Here is a 17101-nt window from a genome sequence, read left to right as displayed (position 1 = left end):
CGTCCGTTCCAGCTCGTCACCGGCCGCACCTGGATGGGAACGGCCTTTGGCGGCGCGCGCGGCCGCACCGACGTGCCTGACATCGTCGACTGGTACATGGAGGGCAAGATCGAGATCGATCCGATGATCACCCACACGATGCCGCTCGAGGACATCAACAAGGGCTTCGAACTGATGCATTCCGGCGAAAGCATCCGCTCGGTCGTGTTATACTGAGCGCGGGTTCAAGACCGCATCACGAATGCAATCCGTCCATCGCGTCGTCGGCCGCCTGCCGACGGCGCCAAAGATCGGCCGCGCATCAAGCTCCGGCCACGAAGGAGGAGAAGCCCATGCCAAGCATTGCCATCCATCCATCCCTCGACAATGGGTTCAAGGCTACGAATGCCGCCTTTTCGGGCGGCACACTCGTCTGCAACTGTGCGAGCAACCCCGTAAAGGTCCGCATCAAGGGCGATATCGCTCACAACCACGCCTGCGGCTGCACCAAATGCTGGAAGCCCGAGGGGGCCGTGTTCTCCGTCGTTGCCGTCGCACCGACCGCCAATGTCGAGGTGCTGGAGAACGGCGACAAGCTTGCAGTCGTGGATCCGAACGCGCTGATCCAGCGCCATGCCTGCAAGGACTGCGGCGTCCACATGTACGGCCCGGTCGAACGCGATCATGCGTTCAAGGGACTTTCCTTCCTGCACCCCGAACGGTTCCAGGAAAGCGGCTGGGCAAAGCCGGGCTTTGCCGCCTTCGTCTCCTCGATCATCGAGAGCGGCTACGATCCGGCAAAAATGGATGGCGTGCGCGCTCGGCTGCGCGAGCTGGGAGTTGAACCCTATGATTGCCTCAACCCCGTCCTGATGGACGTGATCGCCACATGGACGGCGAAGAAGAGCGGCGCTCTTCCCGCATGACATATGCCTGCCCAGCCTTGGCGGGCAGGGACCACGCGATTGGCGACCTAGCGGTCGATGACGAGATCGCTCAACGGCTTCGAGCAGCAGGGCAGGAAAAGCCCGGCATCGATCTCGCGTTGCCGTATGCCGCCATTGTGGCTCATCTCGACCGAGCCGGATACGAGCTTGGACTTGCATGTGCCGCAAACACCGTTCGAACAGGATGATGGCAGCTTCACTCCGGCCTTCTTTGCGCAGGACAGAACGGTCTGCTCTCCGGCAACTTCGATCCTTCGGGCCTGCTTGGAGAACTCGACCTGGAATGTTCGGGTGGCAGGCTCTTCGACAACGGCAACATCAGCGTCGTCGATCGCGGCCGCATCAAAGCTTTCCTCGATGTAGTTCGGCGGGGGAACGCCCAGTTCGCCAGTGATCGCGCGCGCTGCCGTCATGAACGGCGCGGGCCCGCAACACATCACGACGCGCTCGGCAATATCGGGCACCGCAAGTTTCATGTAGGCCGGCGATATGCGTCCGGTCAGTCCGGGCCAATTGGCCTCGCCGGCTACGAGTTCCGGCAGAAACTGAAGCCGGAGGCCCTTCACCCGATTGGCGAGCGTGGCGAGTTCATCGCGGAAGATGAGGTCTTTCGGCGTTCGCGCCGCATGCATGAAGACGACGTCGACAGGCTCGCATGTGTCGGCAAGCTCGCGGACCATCGCCATGACAGGCGTAATCCCTGATCCTGCGGATAGAAGCAGATACTTCCTTGCGTTCGGGCGCGTGAATTGGCCGAGGGGCCCGTTCGCCTTGATCTTGGCATTGACCGTCAGCTTGTCGTGAAACCAGTTTGAGATCTTGCCACCGGCCACACGCTTGACCGTAACCGAGAATGCATTGCTGCGCTTCGGCGACGACGAGATGCTGTAGCAACGGCTTTCCGGTTCGCCGCCGACATCGAGGTCGAACAGGAAGTATTGACCGGCCTCGAAGGCAAAGCGCTTGCCCTGCGTCGACGCGAAGGTGAACGTCTTCACGTCGTGCGTTTCCTGATGGACATCGACGCAAACCAGATCTTCATCCGTGTCGCGGCTCCACAAATCGCCAAGCTCAAGATGCTCGGCTGTAGAAAAGCTGCTCTTAGTATCCATGGGCGCGCATCCGGTCGATGTACCACGACGCGAACTTGTCGAGGTTGGTTTCGGAGAAGGGAGAATAGGGGCCTGGCACGTAGGCGGGATCCTCGACGCCGGCATGGGAGCGGGCGACGAGTTCAGCGTCCTGATCGGTCGTGGCGATCCAGACGTTGGTCAGCTTCTCAAGGTCGTAGTCGACGCCTTCGACAGCGTCCTTGTGCACGAGCCATTTCGTGCGCACCAGCGTCCTGTCCGCGGAGAGCGGAATGACGATCGAAACGACGGCATGATCGCCCATGAAATGGTTCCAGCTGTTGTGTCCCCAGAGATGCATGTCGCCGAGATCCTTGCGCGACATGGTGCCAAGCAGCTTTGCCGAGGCGGCGGTTGCATCGGGGGTCTGGGATTCGCCGGCGCCCGAAATGATCAGCCGCTGCGTGCGGAAATTCGTCGTGCAGTCGACCAGTTGCTCGACCGCTGCCGACGGATAGCCGTCGGCCTCCCATTGCCTGGTACGCTCCTCATAGAGCGAAAAATGCTCTTCGGCCTGGGCGCGATCTTCCGGACTCAGCGCGTCCGGGTCGAACCCAAAATCAAGGTCGACGAAGGAGACGCAGAGTTCGGGATGATTGGCGGAGCAGTGGTAGCATTCACGATTGTTCTCGATGGTGAGTTTCCAGTTGCCCCGCTCGATCACGTCGGTTTCATATGCGACCTTCGCGTTTCTGATGTCGTAGGGCGCAAGGCGTTCGGCCATGACCTCGACGAGACTGTCGATGTCCTCTGGCGGATTGTCTGACAGGCAAACATAAATCAGGCCGCCGACGGATTTGAATCTCACTGGCTTGAGGCTGCGACATTCCTTGTCGAAGCCCTTGCCCATGTGGGGCGCGTAGCTCAGCTCGCCGGTCAGCTCATAGGTCCAGGTGTGATAGGGACAGACGAGCTTGGAAACGATGGTCTTTCCGGCATCGAGCAGCCGAGCGCCGCGGTGGCGGCAGACATTGTGCATGACGCGAATCTCGCCGTCGTCGTCGCGTAGCAGGATGAGGCCCGTCTTGCCGATATCGACAACCGTTGCATCGCCCGGCTCCGGCACGTCGCATTCAAGGCCGATACAGATCCAATGGCGGCGGAAAAAGACGTCGAGATCTGCCTCGAACACGTCCTCCCGCGTATAGAGACCGGCCGGAAGGGAATGGCCTTCGGCTCTTGCGTCGAGCAGGGCCGATATGGGAGAAGCAAATGTCTGCAGCATAATTCCACCTTATGTTCCGATCGAATGGCCGACGGGCTGAAAGGAAGGATCGCTCAGTATTTTTAGTCGCTCAACGGCACAAATATACGCGCATGACATTACCAGATGTAATGGAAGGACGATGGTGAACCTGAGGAAGAAACTGCCGCCGCTCACCGCCTTGACAGCGTTTGAGGCGGCGGCTCGTTTGTCCAGTTTTACCCGCGCGGCGACGGAGCTCGGCGTGACGCAGGCGGCCATCAGCCGGCAGATCCACTTGCTGGAAGAGGATTTTGGTTTCCCCCTGTTTCGGCGCCTCCACCGCAAGATCGAGCTGACGGAGAAGGGCAGGCTGCTATCAGCAGCGGCGGGCGACGCATTCAACCTTATTGCCGATACAGTGGCCGACCTCCGGTCGGAGGGGCCGGACGACGAATTGGCGATTTCGGCGACCATCTCCTTCTCGCACTTCTGGCTGCTGCCAAGGATCGCTGCGTTTTCGCGCGCCTACCCTGAAATTAAACTCCGCATTATCACGCAGGATGCCCGGACGAGCTTCGAGGCCAGCGATGTGGATCTGGCAATCCGCTACGGAACCGGCACTTGGTCGGACGGTCAGGCGGAACTCTTGTTCGAGGATGAAGTCTTTCCGATCTGCAGCGCAGACTATTTGCGCACGGCCGACCCGATCCGCACACCGCAAGATCTTGTCGGTCATCCGCTGATATCGAGTGATATTGAGGACCCGACCTGGACTGGCTGGGATGAGTGGCTGGCGGCCTTTTCCGTGAAGGCACCGAAGAAGTCCCGTGGTCTGCGATGCAGCTTCTACACCGAGGCGATTTATGCGGCGATGAATGGCCAAGGCATTGCGCTCGGTTGGAGCCGCCTGGTCTCCGATTTTGTTCAACAAGCCCGTTTGGTCCGCCTGACCGAAGCATCCATCCGCACCAGGGCCGCATATTTTGTTGTGGTGCCGACGAGGAGGCCAAGAAAGGAAAGCGGGCGGCTGTTCATTGAGTGGTTGCGCGAGGTTTCTGCCCTAGCGGGCTGAGCGTCTGAGGCCTTTCAACTGGCTTGTCACCCCGACACTGTGGTTTGCAAGCAGGCCCGATGTTGAAAGGCCCGGCGTTATTGTGAAGCATCCAGTTGTATGCGGACAAGGAGCTTGCAAGGTCGGGGCTGCCCCAGTGCGGGAGATTGGACGCCGGAATGTCGGGCCTATCTATGGCGCCGACAACGGCCGTTCGCTCCAAGCTTTTGGTCCCCAGAGTTCAGTTTCCGGGCACAAACGCTCAGAATTCGTCTTATCCGAGGATGGGGGCTCGAAGGGAAACGAAGTGCCCAAGGATGCAATAGTCGGGATTACGTGCGAAAGACCTGCATAACGCATTCTTCGTCCTAATAGACGCCGGGAAAATCGAGGTTTGCATGAGTGACCATTTCACGGCGGCCCGTTCAAGCACCCGAGAGATAGGATCCTTGAACTTCGTCGCTTCAGCGGAGCAAAACCAGCCATGATCAAGCTTGAGAAGTTGCGTGACCTGGACGTTCGCTCGAATTCATCTTCACGTACCGTGCACCTGAGTGCAGCAAGCGGGCTCGAATGCCTTGGTTCGATGCTCTATGTGATCGCGGACGATGAACTCCATCTTGGAGTCTTTCCGGTTCGCGGCTCAGGACCGGGTCACTTGGTCCGCTTGTTTGACGGCGAACTACCGGAGGCCAGGGCCGACCGCAAGAAGCGGAAGCCTGATTTGGAAGCGCTGACCTTCATCCCGCCGTGCAGCGGATTTTCGTCTGGTGCCCTCCTTGCGATTGGTTCAGGATCGCGGCCCACGCGCAAGCGAGGTGTCTTGCTTGGTGTCGACGCGCACGGGGCCATAGTCACCGCTCCGAAAGCCGTTGATCTCTCATTCATTCTCGATCCGATCTCGAGCGAATTTGGCGAGCTCAACATCGAAGGCGCGGTGGTCGCCGGTGACGAACTGCGGCTGTTTCAGCGCGGCAATCGGCGCCAAAATGACAACGCCATCGTTCGTTATCCGCTGTCCGCCGTACTGAACGCGCTTGAGAATGACCGATCCGTGCCGATGGCACCGACCGCGGTTGATCGCCTTGATCTCGGCGCTATCCGAGGAACACCGTTCGGCTTCACAGATGCGGCCCCCCTTCCCAATGGAGACATGATATTCAGTGCCGTGGCCGAGAACTCAAAAGATGTCTACCTCGACGGTCCGTGTCTCGGGGGCGGCGTTGGTATTATCGATGAGCGGGGAAAGCTCATTGCCTTTGATCACCTCGAGTACCCCCACAAGATAGAAGGCATACACGCGACCCAGAAGGATGAGGTTCTGGACCTCCTGCTGGTTACCGATGCCGACAACCCCGAAATCCCAGCGGGGTTGTTTTCGACACGTATTGTTCGCTAGGTCGCTGATGGCGTCTGCTCATTTTGGGCGAGCGACGACCAAAGCAAAGCGTCGGAGCCGGGAGGATCCCTGTACTATGTTTGGGCCGGAACTCATGTCCCGGCATTCGTTGAAACCCCATTCGAGGCCCGTCGCTTGACTGAAGCGCCAGGCCTCTGACCGCCTCCTCCCCGTTCGAGAACGGCTGACGCGCGCTAGCACAATGCGCGTGTCATCGCCATTGCCCTTACGGGCTATACCCTGTGGCTTTCGTGGATATCGTGGCGAGCCGCGATCAGTAGCGCATAGTTGGTTCACAGGCTGATTGGATGCAGACTTCAGCAGGGCTCGTCACGTGGCGAAATGGAAACTGGCGCCGAATAACAGCGGCAGGTCCTATGCGCCTTGCACGGGGTTGGGGTAGTCTTGGGCTGCGCCGTCAGTTCGACGCGACCGCTTTCGGACCGAGCGGGGCCCGACGCAGCGTAGCACGGAGTTCTCTATGCCCCTGTTTATTGTGCGTCATCAGCACTCGCCTGGCACGTGCCCAGCGCGCGATCCGGCCAAGGGGGTGAATCTGCTGAACCATTTGAGCCGGGCAAGCGCCGCGCGCCACGGTGTGCTGATCAAGGCGGAGGCAGTTGCGCGGGGCTCACATTCATTGCTCGTGATCGCGGAAGCGGCGGATGAGAGGGTTCTAGGCGCGTATTTGGCCCCATTCCGCGAGGCAGGCCAGGTCGAAGTGACCATGGCGACGTCGTGGGCAGCCGTGGTTTCAGGCGGCGGCTGCGATGCCAGCGCGATGGACGTTTGTGCCGCGTTGCTCGACCCCGCCGACGCCTGCCAGGATGCCATCGAGGCCGGACTTCTCATTCACCGCGTCCATCCGCTGAACGGTGAGACGTCGGTGCCGGATCTTGCAGGTGGGGCGGTGATGCCCAACGGTCGGTTTTACCTGCGCAACCACTTCGATATCCCGAGCCTCGACGGTGACGCCTACCGGCTTTCGGTCGGCGGTCTGGTCGAAAGGCCTTTGAGCCTGTGCGTGAGGGAGCTTCACAACCTTCATGCCGAAAGCCTCGTGGTGACGCTGGAATGCGCCGGCAATGGCCGCAGCTTTTTCGATCCGGCCGTGCCTGGTGAACCCTGGGGGCTGGGCGCCGTCAGCACCGCCGAATGGACCGGCGTTCCGTTGATGGAAGTGCTTGAGCGAGCGGGCCTGCAATCTGGGGCGACGGAACTCACGTTCCGCGGCGCGGATAGCGGCCTCGACGACGGGCACGGCACGCCGGTTCGTTTCGAACGTGGTCTGAGCCTGGACCAGGTTCGTGAAACGGGCGCACTTCTTGCCTACGAGATGAACGGCGAGCCGCTGTCATCGCCGCATGGCTATCCGTTGCGGCTGATCGTGCCCGGTTGGTATGCGGTGGCCTCCGTCAAATGGTTGACCGAGATCGTCGTGACCGATCAGCCCTGCAAGGCCCACTATCAAACGGAGAAATACTGGTTTCATTGGGTCCGGAACGGGCACGATGAGCGCGCGCCCGTGGAACTCATGAACGTGCGAGCGCTGATATCTTCGCCTGATGAGGGGGAGAACCTGCCGCTTGGCGAGACCGCGATCCGTGGTGTCGCGTGGTCGGGCGCAGGCAGCATATCCAGGGTCGACGTCAGCCTGAACGGCGGTCCGTGGCGCGAGGCGCGGCTCCTTGGTGAGCGGCGGCCCTCTTCCTGGCAATGGTGGGAGCTGATCACGCGGCTTGAACAGACGGGGCCGCTCATCGTGCGGGCGCGCGCCACGGACATGGCGGGCCGGACTCAGCCTGAGCGCGCTGAGTGGAACCGGCTGGGGTACGGCAACAACTCGATCCACTCGGTTGCAGCGCACGTAACCTGAAGGCGGTAAGTTGGCCAGAAGGCCGCGCACCAGCGCAACCGTGATGGCGCCGGTGCCGATAAGCCGTGTTCGGAAAGAGGCATGCCTATTCCGCTGCCACCAGCTGACCGAAGGATACCTCGGTGGTGTAGTTTTCGCGCAGGAAGGCGATGAAGTTGTCCTGAAACTGGCGGGTATGGGCATGCGCCAGTTCATCGGCGCGCTCGACATCCTTGGCGCGGATCGCCTCCAGCATCAACTCGTGCTCGTCGGTCAGAAGATAACCGTCTCCGGTGCGTTCGAGATACTCGAAATGCAGATGGAGCATGCGCTGGCCCTGGTTGAGCAGCCGCTCGTAGAAAGCCGCGAGATAAGCGTTCTTGCCGGCATAGGCGACGGCCATATGGAACTGCTTGTTGGCCTCCGACATCTTCAGGTGAATGCCGGTTTTGACCGCCACTTCGAATTCCTTCTGACGCTTCGCGATGATCTTGAGGTCCGCTTCGGTGCGCAATGTTGCAGCGAGCCGCGTGTTCATGCGCTGGGCGACGTCGAGCGCCTCGACATATTTTGGAAAGCTCGCCACCTCGATGGGGGCGACGATGGTGCTGCGGTTGGAGAGCGTCACCACCAGATCTTCGCCGGCAAGTCGTATCAGGGCCTCGCGCACAGGCGACCGTGACATGTCGAAGCGTTCGGCGAGCGTCATCTCGTCGAGCAACTGGCCCGGCGGCAGGGTCAGGGCAAGGATCTCATTGCGCAGCGTATCGTAGACGCTTTTCCAGCCGGTGCCGCGCACGCGTTTCATTTCAATTTCGTCAGACACTTACGCCCCTTTCCGTCTCTCCCGGTCATTGGGCCAGAAAAATCGGCACGCAGCAATCGTAAACTTTCCGCTTGACTTTGTCGACACGGAGACGACATAACTTGTCCAGTCGACACGGAGCCGACAAGAAGACACTAAGAACGGCCAAAGCCGACGGGTGGAACCGCGCATCTCACGCGCTCAAAAATGGGGAATGCACATGCTTAGAAATGTGATGACGTCCGCTCTGCGGGCGACGGCCGCGCTCGCCCTGACGGTCGGGCTTTCGACCACGGCAATGGCCGAGACGGCTGATGGATACTGGCAGGGTGTCCAGAAGAGCGGCACGCTGCGCTGCGGCGCCGCTGTTGCGCCGCCCTATGTGATGCGCGATCCGGCAAGCGGTGAATACTCCGGCTTCTTTGCCGACCTTTGCCGCGAATTCGCCGAAGTGCTGCAGGTGAAGCCCGAATTTGTCGACACGACTTGGGACAACATCGTTGCGGGCCTTCAGGCCGGCAAATGGGATGTTTCGCTGGCGCTGAACCGCACGCCGGCCCGTGCCATGGCTGTCCAGTTCTCGGTCCCGGCGATGGAGTACCAGATCTCGCTCGCCTACAACAAGGACAACCCGAAGATCCCAGCGAGTGCAGCTTCCGTTGCCGACATCGACAAGGCGGACGTCACGCTTGCGGTCATGTCCGGCACCGCCCAGGACAAGGCGATCTCCGCAGCCGTCAAGACGGCCACGATCCTGCGCCTGCCGACCAACGACGAAACGCGCCTGGCGGTGGTTTCTCGACGTGCCGACATCCTGGTCGATGCATCCGATACCAACCAGCTTTTCACCCAGTCGAACCCGGATTGGGCGGTTGCGCTCAACCCGGCGCCGGCGCTCGCCAAACAAGGCGTCGCCTTCGGCTTGCCGCATCAGCTCTCCGCGTCGGATGTCGAAGTGGTCAACATCTTCCTCGAGGAGCGGGTCGCGACTGGCCACGTGGATGCCCTGATTAAGAAGGCCGTGGATGACGTCCTCAAGACCGGAAACTGAGCCCGGTCACCGAGCCCCAAGGAGCCGCCGATGGCGGCTCCTCTTCCAGGTCCCTGAGGTGGAGAGTTTGCACGATGTCGGATAGCGCTGCGCTGGTTAAGATCGAAGGACTGCACAAGAGCTACGGCGGCGTCGTAAAGGTGCTGCAGGGCTTGGACATCGAGATGAAAGCGGGCGACCGCGTCGTCGTCATCGGTCCGTCCGGCGGTGGCAAATCCACGCTCCTGCGCGTGCTGATGGGGCTCGAACAGATCGACAGCGGCTCCATCGTCTTCGGCGGCAAGCCCTACATTTCCGCCAATGGCAACGGCAAGACGGCCATCGACGCCAAGGTCCGCCGCTCGATCGGCATGGTGTTCCAGCACTACACCCTGTTTCCGCATCTCGACGTGATCGGCAACCTGATCCTCGCGCCGATGAAGGTGAGGGGAGAGAAGAAGGCCGAGGCCGAGGCAAGAGCGATGGCCCTGCTGACGCGTTTCGGTCTTGCGCAGAAGGCCAGTTTCTACCCGGCTCAGCTGTCCGGCGGCCAGAAGCAGCGTGTCGCCATTGCCCGCGCCCTCATGCTTGATCCGAAGCTCATGCTGTTCGACGAGGTCACATCCGCGCTTGATCCCGAGCTCGTCGCCGAAGTCGAGCAAGTGATCCTGCAACTGGCCAACCAGCAGATGCCGATGGTGATCGTGACCCACGACATGTGGTTCGCCAAGAACATCGCATCGCGCGTCATCTTTTGCGCCGGCGGCGTGGTTGTCGAGGACGGACCTCCAGAACAGGTGCTCGGCTCGCCGAAGGAAGAGCGGACACGCGAATTCATCGAGCGGGTCTTCCACATCAAGCACTAAAGGGACGAACGATGAACTACAGTTTCGACTTCGCGTCCGTCTTTCGAAATTTCGGACCGCTGTGGGATGGCCTCTTCGTCACCATCGAGTTGACGATCGCCGCCAATGCCATCGGACTGACCTTCGGCTTCGCGCTGGCATTGCTCGTGATGAGCCGCTCGCCGCTGGTCCGGCTACCGGTCACGCTTTTCATCGAGTTCTTCCGCTGCACGCCGGCGATCATCCAGATCGTGTGGTTCTTCTACTGTGTACCCATGCTCTTCAACGTGTTCCTCGGATCGGTGACGATGGGCATCATGGCGCTTGGGCTCAATCTCGCGGCATTCAACGCTGAGGCCTATCGTGCGGCAATCCAGGCGGTGCCAAGGGAGCAGCTCGACGCCGGCGTGGCACTCGGCCTCACTCCGTTCCAGCGGGTGCTCTACATCGTGCTTCCGACGGCGGTCCGCAATTCGATACCGGTTCTCCTGACCAACGGGATCAGCATCTTCCAACAAAGTGCACTGGTCGCAATCGTTGCCGTCCAGGACCTGATGTATCAGGGCAAGACCTTGGCCACGCAGACCTACCGTCCGATCGAGACCTTCACCATCGTCGCACTCTTCTATTTCGCCGTGTCGTTCCCGGTCTCCCAGATCGTTGGCTACCTGGAACGGCGCCGCGAAGCCCTGGCAAGCTGAGGAGACAACGATGACCTTCAACTTTGCCGTCGTCTTCAAGTTCCAGGAGGCTCTTCTTGTCGGCCTCTGGATGACGCTCAAGCTGACCCTGATCTGCATCGTGCTCGGCTGTGCTCTTGGCTTCGTCCTCGCACTTGCAAGAACATCGAAGAGTGCCATCCTGCGCGGCGTCTCAAGCGTCTATGTCGAGTTTTTCCGCGGCACGCCGGTGCTCGTGCAACTCTTCTGGATCTTCTTCTGTCTGCCGCTGATCCTCGGCGTCGAGTTGTCCAACATGACGTCCGGCGTGATTGCGCTGACGCTTTATATGGGTGCAATCAGCAGCGAGACGTTCCGGGCTTCGCTCAAATCCGTGGGTCGCGAGCAGCTCGATGCCTGCGTGGCGCTCGGGCTTTCCTCCTTTGCGCGCACCACCAGCGTCATCCTTCCGCAGGCGGTGCTGCGCGCCGTGCCGACGCTCCTGTCGAACTGCGTCAGTCTTTTCAAGGAAAGCGCGCTCGTTTCGGCGGTCGGCATGGCCGATCTCATGTTTGTCGGCCAGAACATCTCCAACAACACCGCCCGGCCGATCGAAGTACTGACGATCGTCGCCCTCATCTATTTCGCCATCGCCTTTCCGTTGACGCGCGCCGTCACGATCATCGAGCGACGCATCCTCAAACGGCTGGCCGTCTGATGCCACGCTTCAATCCCACGAACGGAGACACTCCCATGAAACTTTCAGGCGTCATGCCCGCCCTCGTCACCCCCTTCGATCGCCAAGGCAAGATCGACTTTGGGGCGTTCGCAAAGCACCTCAGCAATCTGCGGGCGGCGGGCGTCACGGGTTGGGTACCCTGCGGCTCCTCGGGCGAATACAGCTTCATGTCCGATGAAGAGCGCGATGAGGTGCTGAAGTTCGTCAAGGAATTCGCCAAGCCCGGCGAAATCCTGATCGCCGGCACCAATGCGCCATCGACTGCCGGCGTCATTGCCAACACGCTTCGCGCCAAGGCGATGGGCTACGACGCCGTGCTTCTCGCAACGCCCTTCTATACGAAGCCCACCCAAGCCGAGCTGGTGGCGCACTTCAAGGCCGTCCTTGAGGCGACCGACATGAATATCGTGCTCTACAGCTATCCGGACAAGGACGGCGTGGAGCTTGGCTGGGAGGTTCTCGACGCGCTCGCCGACGACCCGCGTATCATCGGCATCAAGGAAAGCTCCGGCTCGCTTCAGCGCGCCATCGGCATTGCGACCCGGTACGAGGGACGCATCCAGCTGGTTTCCGGGTCGGACGACATCGCGCTCGATTTCATGATCTGGGGCGCCGAGAGCTGGATTTGTGGTCCGGCCAACTGCATGGCCAAGGCCGTCTGCGACCTCGACCGGACCTTCAAATCCGGTGATCTCGCCAAGGCCAAAAAGCAGATGGCGACGCTCTACAAGGCGATGAACATCCTGGAATCCGGCAAGTTTGTGCAGAAGCTCAAATACGGTTGCGAAGTGCAGGGCACCCCGGTCGGCGAATGCCGCGCACCGCTCGGGGCGCTGACCGACGAGGAGAAGGCTGAATTCCGGGCCGCCATGGAGCCGATCCTCAATTGGTGAGCGAGTGCGGTCGGGCGGACGTCCAGCCGCCATCCAAGGAAAACGAGCAGGAGCAAGGCTAGCATGACCACCGTCGTTGTCGGCGCAGGCATCATCGGTACAACCATCGCCTACGAACTGCAAAAGCGGGGGCGGCGGGTGATCTTGCTCGACAAGGGCGAGGTCGGGCGCGGCGCATCCTATGGCAACATGGCGTCGATCGCCGTGACGGAGTTCATGCCGGCATCGCGCCCGTCGATCTGGAAGCAGATCCCCGGGTGGATGCTCGATCCGGAGGGCCCTGTGCGTGTCCGCCCGGGCTACATGCCCAGATTGCTGCCCTGGTTCGCGCGCTTTGTCGCCGCCTCGCGACCGGCCAAGCTTCGGCAGTTGGAAGCCGATGGTGCAGCTCTCTGCAGGCGCGTCTACGACGATCTCCTGCCTCTCTTGCGTGAGACCGGGCTGGGAGGCGAATTGACGGAAGAGGGCTGCCTGTCGCTCTACAGCAACGAAGCGGAGTTCCGCGCCGACCGCGAACATATCGAAATCCTCGAACGTTTCGACTTTCCGCATCGGCGTCTGACAGGTGCCGAGGCACGGGAATTGGAGCCGGAGCTGTCGGACGGGATCGGCATCGCCGTACTCTTTCCGCAGAACCGGAGCCTGCGCGACCCGTTCCGCCTGGTCACGAGCCTTGAGCAAAGGTTCACCACGCTCGGTGGCGAATTCCGTCGCGGCGCCGTCGCCGGTTTCGAACGGTCAGACCGCATCACGGCCGTCCGGCTCATCGGCGGAGACCCGATCGCCGCCGATGAGGTCGTGATTTGCGCTGGCGCCCATAGCGGACTGCTGTCGAAAATGCTGGGCGAACCAATGCCGCTCGAAACCGAGCGTGGCTATCACACCCAGATCATGGCCCCCGGCGTTTCCATGCGCCACTCGATCATCTGGCCAGCCCGCGCCTTCATGGTGACGCCGACGGCAGGCGGTATCCGTGTCGGCGGCACGGTCGAGATGGCAGGCCTTGATGCCGCACCCGACTATCGCCGCTCGAAGATCACCGTGCGGCGGGCGCAAACGGCATTGCCGAACCTGCGCTGCGAGAATTTTACCGAGTGGATGGGCCATCGTCCGGCGTTTCCGGACACCGTGCCTGTCATGTCGGCCTCGGCCAAAACACCCGGCGTCTTTTACGCCACCGGCCACGGTCATCTGGGGGTCACCTACGCGGCAACGACCGCACGCCTGACGGGCGACCTCATCGCCGGCCGCACGCCGCCCATCGACATGCGCCCCTATCGTGTCGACCGTTTCTGACGCGCGGCCCGCACAAACGCATCCAGTGAGGACACCATGCAGAACAAGCTTTTCATCGACGGACAATGGATCGCACCAGCCGACGGAAGCATGCTTCCCGTCATCGATCCAGCGACCGAAGAGGTCTTTCACCATATCGCCGCCGCCGGCGCTGCAGAGGCTGAAGCGGCCGTGCGGGCGGCCCGCGAAGCCTTCGACAACGGGCCTTGGCCGCGCCTTTCGGGCAAGGAGCGGGCAAGATATCTGCGCGCGATGGCGCGGGGCATCCGTGATCGCCTGCCGGAGCTGGCGCGTCTGGAAACCCGCGACAACGGGAAGCCGTTGCCTGAGTCGGAGTGGGACCTGGCGGACGCCGCCGGCTGCTTCGAGTTCTACGCTGACCTCGCCGAGGAACTGGATGGCGAGGTCGAAGAGGTGAAGCTTGCGGATCAGCGCTTCGTCTCCAAGGCCGTGCGCGAGCCGCTCGGCGTCGCGGTCGCCATCGTTCCCTGGAACTACCCGCTTCTCATGGCCTCGTGGAAGGTGGCGCCGGCGCTTGCGGCCGGCTGCACCATGATCCTGAAACCCGCTGAAACCACTTCGCTGACGGCGCTGGAACTCGGCGCGATCGCGCAAGCTGCAGGTCTTCCCAAAGGGGTGCTGAACATCCTCTCCGGCAAGGGGTCGGTCGTCGGCCAGGCGCTGGTCGAGCATCCGCAGGTGGACAAGGTGGCTTTCACCGGATCGGGCCCGGTCGGCTCCCGCATCATGGCCGCCGGTGCCAAGGACATCAAACGCATCAGCCTCGAACTCGGCGGCAAGTCTCCCTTCGTTGTCTTTGCTGACAGCGATATCGAGAAAGCCGTCGAATGGATCATGTTCGGGATCTTCTGGAACCAGGGGCAGGTGTGTTCGGCGACCTCCCGGGTTCTGGTGGAGGCACCCCTCTACCCGAAGCTCCTGGAGCGGCTGGTCGAGGAAGCCAGAAAAATCAAGATCGGCAACGGCCTCGACGAGGGAACGCTGCTCGGGCCGCTCGTCAACAAGGGACAGTACGAGGATGTCCTAGGCCACATCGAGCGCGCCGTCGAACAGGGCGCAAAAGTTGCCTGCGGTGGCCGATACGACGGCTTCGGCAAGGGCTTCTGGGTCGCGCCGACGATCCTCACCGACATGACGCTAGAAAGCGATGCCTGGGTCGAGGAGATCTTCGGTCCCGTCGTCTGTGTCCGTCCGTTCGTGACCGAGGAGGAAGCAATCCGCCTCGCAAACGACTCGCGCTTCGGCCTTGCGGCAGCAGTCATGTCGGCCGATGACGAACGCTGCGAGCGTGTGGCCGCGGCCTTCCAGGCGGGCATCGTCTGGATCAATTGCTCGCAGCCGACCTTCACCGAGGCGCCGTGGGGTGGCTACAAGCAATCGGGCATCGGGCGCGAGCTTGGCCGCTGGGGCCTCGACAACTATCTCGAGACCAAACAGATCACCCGCCTCGTCAGCGACGAGCCCTGGGGGTGGTACCTGAAATGACCTTCGACAAGGCCCTCGATATCCTGCTTGTCCATTGCCAGGGGGAAAGCGGCAATGTCCTGATCGGTGGTGCGCCCGAGATTCCGGGCGTCACCATTCTTGAAAAGATGAACCATCTGAACAACGTCGACCCGTCATTGCGCCTGTTCCTGACGCGCGAACCGCGGGCACAAGTTGTCCATACGACAAACCTGCTGCTCGATCCGACCCGGCCGGACGCGGATGCTGCCTTCATCGTCTTACAGCCGGACCGCGCCCATCCGATGTCGGGGTCCAACTGCATCTGCGTGGTGACCGCGCTCTTGGAAAGCGGCCGGGTGGAAATGATCGAACCGGAAACCATCGTGCGGCTCGACACGGCCGCCGGGCTGATCGTCGCGCGGGCGCGGTGCGAAAACGGCCGGTGCCTTTCGGTCAGCCTCGACAATGTACCAGCATTCGTTCAGCAACTCGATGTCGCCATCGACACGCCGAGATGGGGGCGGATCAAGGGCGACGTCGCCTTTGGCGGCGTCTTCTATGCGCAGATCGATGTGGATCAGGTCGGGCTTCGCATCGTGCCGGGGGCTGCCCGCGCACTTGCCGAGGCGGGGACCGAGATCAAGTCGCTGCTTACCGATCAGGTCGCCGTGAGCCATCCTGAAATCCCCGGCCTTAACGAGATTGCCTACGTGATGTTCCGGCAGTATCAGCACGACGGCTCCGTGGTGACGTGCACAACGCTGAAGCCGGGTCGTGTCGATCGTTCGCCTTGCGGCACCGGATCCTCCGCCAACCTTGCCGTCCTCCATGCGCGGGGCGAGGCGCGGATCGGCGACAAGCGTGCTTCGCACAGCATCATCGGTGGCACGTTCACCGCCGAGATCCTGGGCGAGACCACGGTCGGCGACCGGCCGGCGGTTCTGCCGCGTATCACGGGTCAGGGCTACGTCTTCGGCCGCCAGCAGTTGCGGCTGGATCCGCATGACCCATTCGCTCAAGGGTTTGCCATGTCGGACACTTGGGGACCGCAGGTGGGGGAACTATGAAACTTTCTGGACAAACCATTCTTGTAACGGGTGCGACCGGTGCCATCGGGCAGGCGATCTGCCGTGCGTTGGTGGCTGACGGAGCAAATGTCGTCGTCCATTACGGCCGTAATCGCGATGCTGCCGAGGCGCTTGTGAACGCGCTCGACGGCAGAGGCTCGTGCGTGCCGGCTGATCTGGCGGATCCGGCCGGCCCTCAAGCCCTGTGGGATCAGGCCGTCTCCGTTGCCGGCAGGCTTACTGGTCTGGTCAACAATGCCGGCATCCGCTCGGAGGTTGCGGTCGATGCGCCCATGGATGAGTGGCAGCGGGCCTGGGCGCGAGAAATGCGGGTCAATTTCCTCTCGGCGGTCGATCTGTCCAAACTCGCCATACTGCATTTCCGCGCCCATGGCGGTGGGCGGATCGTCAACATGGCAAGCCGCGCCGGACAGCGCGGCTACACCTCCAGCGCCATGGCTTACGGCGCCTCGAAGGCGGCGCTGATCAACCTCACCAAGTCCATCGCGCTAAGCCACGGCCATGAGGGCGTGACGGCGGTGGCACTGGCGCCCGGATGGGTGCGCACTGAAATGGCCGAAGTCTATATCGCCGAGCACGGCGAGGCTGCGGCATTGGCCGGCATCCCCATCGCCAGGATGGCTGCGCCTGAAGAGATCGGCGAGATCACTGCATTTGCCTTCCGTCCGTCGCAGGCCTCCCTCAATGGCGCTGTGCTCGACGTGAACGGCGGCAGCTATTTGAGGTAAATTC

The 17101-nt window shown here is 61.8% G+C and carries 16 protein-coding genes and 1 pseudogene; 14 read left to right on the top strand and 3 right to left on the bottom strand.

Annotation, left to right across the window (positions count from 1 at the left end; translation table 11 throughout):
* Positions 1-216 (top strand): annotated as a pseudogene (locus MKZ91_RS26045) (S-(hydroxymethyl)glutathione dehydrogenase); the annotation flags it as partial.
* Between the two features lie 116 nt (positions 217-332).
* A complete protein-coding gene (gene gfa / locus MKZ91_RS26040; RefSeq protein ID WP_336173936.1) occupies positions 333-905 on the top strand; it encodes an S-(hydroxymethyl)glutathione synthase in 573 nt (190 codons plus the stop codon).
* A gap of 47 nt (positions 906-952) precedes the next feature.
* Here the strand turns inward: gfa and MKZ91_RS26035 are convergent, their stop codons facing one another.
* A complete protein-coding gene (locus tag MKZ91_RS26035) occupies positions 953-2038 on the bottom strand; it encodes an FAD-binding oxidoreductase (protein WP_336173935.1) in 1086 nt (361 codons plus the stop codon).
* The gene (locus MKZ91_RS26030; RefSeq protein ID WP_336173934.1) at positions 2028-3281 is read right to left on the bottom strand and encodes an aromatic ring-hydroxylating oxygenase subunit alpha; all 1254 of its coding nucleotides are present in this window, start codon (positions 3279-3281) and stop codon (positions 2028-2030) included. Before MKZ91_RS26030 ends, MKZ91_RS26035 begins: the two co-directional genes overlap by 11 nt.
* A gap of 121 nt (positions 3282-3402) precedes the next feature.
* Between MKZ91_RS26030 and MKZ91_RS26025 the strand changes: the two genes are divergently transcribed.
* From MKZ91_RS26025 to MKZ91_RS26015, 3 genes are all read left to right on the top strand, one after another.
* Entirely contained in the window at positions 3403-4314 is a 912-nt protein-coding gene (locus MKZ91_RS26025) for a LysR substrate-binding domain-containing protein (protein WP_336173933.1), read from the top strand.
* A gap of 463 nt (positions 4315-4777) precedes the next feature.
* Complete coding sequence (locus MKZ91_RS26020) at positions 4778-5692, top strand: DUF6929 family protein (RefSeq protein ID WP_336173932.1); 915 nt, start codon at positions 4778-4780, stop codon at positions 5690-5692.
* Positions 5693-6173: 481 nt separating this feature from the next.
* On the top strand, positions 6174-7568 hold the full coding sequence (locus MKZ91_RS26015; RefSeq protein ID WP_336173931.1) for a sulfite oxidase: 1395 nt from the start codon (positions 6174-6176) through the stop codon (positions 7566-7568).
* 85 nt (positions 7569-7653) lie between these two features.
* Here MKZ91_RS26015 and MKZ91_RS26010 read toward each other — a convergent pair whose 3' ends face one another.
* Positions 7654-8373, bottom strand: coding sequence for a GntR family transcriptional regulator (locus MKZ91_RS26010; RefSeq protein ID WP_336173930.1), 720 nt, complete (start codon positions 8371-8373; stop codon positions 7654-7656).
* A gap of 199 nt (positions 8374-8572) precedes the next feature.
* Between MKZ91_RS26010 and MKZ91_RS26005 the strand changes: the two genes are divergently transcribed.
* The 9 genes from MKZ91_RS26005 to MKZ91_RS25965 all read left to right on the top strand — a co-directional run bounded on the left by MKZ91_RS26005 (position 8573) and on the right by MKZ91_RS25965 (position 17097).
* Positions 8573-9403: a substrate-binding periplasmic protein gene (locus MKZ91_RS26005; RefSeq protein WP_336173929.1), complete on the top strand. Its 831-nt coding sequence runs from the start codon at positions 8573-8575 to the stop codon at positions 9401-9403.
* Positions 9404-9477: 74 nt separating this feature from the next.
* Positions 9478-10248 carry an amino acid ABC transporter ATP-binding protein gene (locus MKZ91_RS26000; RefSeq protein WP_336173928.1) on the top strand — a complete coding sequence of 257 codons (771 nt, stop codon included), beginning with the start codon at positions 9478-9480 and terminating at the stop codon, positions 10246-10248.
* An 11-nt stretch (positions 10249-10259) separates the two neighbouring features.
* Positions 10260-10928, top strand: a complete 669-nt coding sequence (locus tag MKZ91_RS25995; RefSeq protein WP_336173927.1) for an amino acid ABC transporter permease — start codon at positions 10260-10262, stop codon at positions 10926-10928.
* A gap of 10 nt (positions 10929-10938) precedes the next feature.
* Positions 10939-11604, top strand: a complete 666-nt coding sequence (locus MKZ91_RS25990) for an amino acid ABC transporter permease (protein WP_336173926.1) — start codon at positions 10939-10941, stop codon at positions 11602-11604.
* Positions 11605-11639: 35 nt separating this feature from the next.
* Positions 11640-12518, top strand: coding sequence for a dihydrodipicolinate synthase family protein (locus MKZ91_RS25985; protein WP_336173925.1), 879 nt, complete (start codon positions 11640-11642; stop codon positions 12516-12518).
* Between the two features lie 63 nt (positions 12519-12581).
* Positions 12582-13814 (top strand): NAD(P)/FAD-dependent oxidoreductase, encoded by a 1233-nt coding sequence (locus MKZ91_RS25980; protein WP_336173924.1) that lies wholly within the window; start codon positions 12582-12584, stop codon positions 13812-13814.
* Between the two features lie 36 nt (positions 13815-13850).
* Positions 13851-15320, top strand: coding sequence for an aldehyde dehydrogenase family protein (locus MKZ91_RS25975; RefSeq protein ID WP_336173923.1), 1470 nt, complete (start codon positions 13851-13853; stop codon positions 15318-15320).
* Positions 15317-16348 (top strand): proline racemase family protein, encoded by a 1032-nt coding sequence (locus MKZ91_RS25970; protein WP_336173922.1) that lies wholly within the window; start codon positions 15317-15319, stop codon positions 16346-16348. The genes MKZ91_RS25975 and MKZ91_RS25970 overlap by 4 nt, the downstream gene beginning before the upstream one ends.
* Positions 16345-17097, top strand: coding sequence for an SDR family NAD(P)-dependent oxidoreductase (locus tag MKZ91_RS25965; RefSeq protein WP_336173921.1), 753 nt, complete (start codon positions 16345-16347; stop codon positions 17095-17097). The genes MKZ91_RS25970 and MKZ91_RS25965 overlap by 4 nt, the downstream gene beginning before the upstream one ends.
* Positions 17098-17101: the final 4 nt, after the last annotated feature.

Source organism: Ensifer sp. MJa1 (assembly GCF_037026475.1).
Lineage (GTDB): Bacteria > Pseudomonadota > Alphaproteobacteria > Rhizobiales > Rhizobiaceae > Ensifer.
This window is presented reverse-complemented; position numbering and strand designations above follow the sequence as displayed.

Bases quoted from the DNA above. Each gene is read 5' to 3' on its own strand.
- gfa (WP_336173936.1), top strand. From the start codon at position 333: ATGCCAAGCATTGCCATCCATCCATCCCTCGACAATGGGTTCAAGGCT.
- MKZ91_RS26035 (WP_336173935.1), bottom strand. From the start codon at position 2,038: ATGGATACTAAGAGCAGCTTTTCTACAGCCGAGCATCTTGAGCTTGGC.
- MKZ91_RS26030 (WP_336173934.1), bottom strand. From the start codon at position 3,281: ATGCTGCAGACATTTGCTTCTCCCATATCGGCCCTGCTCGACGCAAGA.
- MKZ91_RS26025 (WP_336173933.1), top strand. From the start codon at position 3,403: ATGGTGAACCTGAGGAAGAAACTGCCGCCGCTCACCGCCTTGACAGCG.
- MKZ91_RS26020 (WP_336173932.1), top strand. From the start codon at position 4,778: ATGATCAAGCTTGAGAAGTTGCGTGACCTGGACGTTCGCTCGAATTCA.
- MKZ91_RS26015 (WP_336173931.1), top strand. From the start codon at position 6,174: ATGCCCCTGTTTATTGTGCGTCATCAGCACTCGCCTGGCACGTGCCCA.
- MKZ91_RS26005 (WP_336173929.1), top strand. From the start codon at position 8,573: ATGCTTAGAAATGTGATGACGTCCGCTCTGCGGGCGACGGCCGCGCTC.
- MKZ91_RS26000 (WP_336173928.1), top strand. From the start codon at position 9,478: ATGTCGGATAGCGCTGCGCTGGTTAAGATCGAAGGACTGCACAAGAGC.
- MKZ91_RS25995 (WP_336173927.1), top strand. From the start codon at position 10,260: ATGAACTACAGTTTCGACTTCGCGTCCGTCTTTCGAAATTTCGGACCG.
- MKZ91_RS25990 (WP_336173926.1), top strand. From the start codon at position 10,939: ATGACCTTCAACTTTGCCGTCGTCTTCAAGTTCCAGGAGGCTCTTCTT.
- MKZ91_RS25985 (WP_336173925.1), top strand. From the start codon at position 11,640: ATGAAACTTTCAGGCGTCATGCCCGCCCTCGTCACCCCCTTCGATCGC.
- MKZ91_RS25980 (WP_336173924.1), top strand. From the start codon at position 12,582: ATGACCACCGTCGTTGTCGGCGCAGGCATCATCGGTACAACCATCGCC.
- MKZ91_RS25975 (WP_336173923.1), top strand. From the start codon at position 13,851: ATGCAGAACAAGCTTTTCATCGACGGACAATGGATCGCACCAGCCGAC.
- MKZ91_RS25970 (WP_336173922.1), top strand. From the start codon at position 15,317: ATGACCTTCGACAAGGCCCTCGATATCCTGCTTGTCCATTGCCAGGGG.
- MKZ91_RS25965 (WP_336173921.1), top strand. From the start codon at position 16,345: ATGAAACTTTCTGGACAAACCATTCTTGTAACGGGTGCGACCGGTGCC.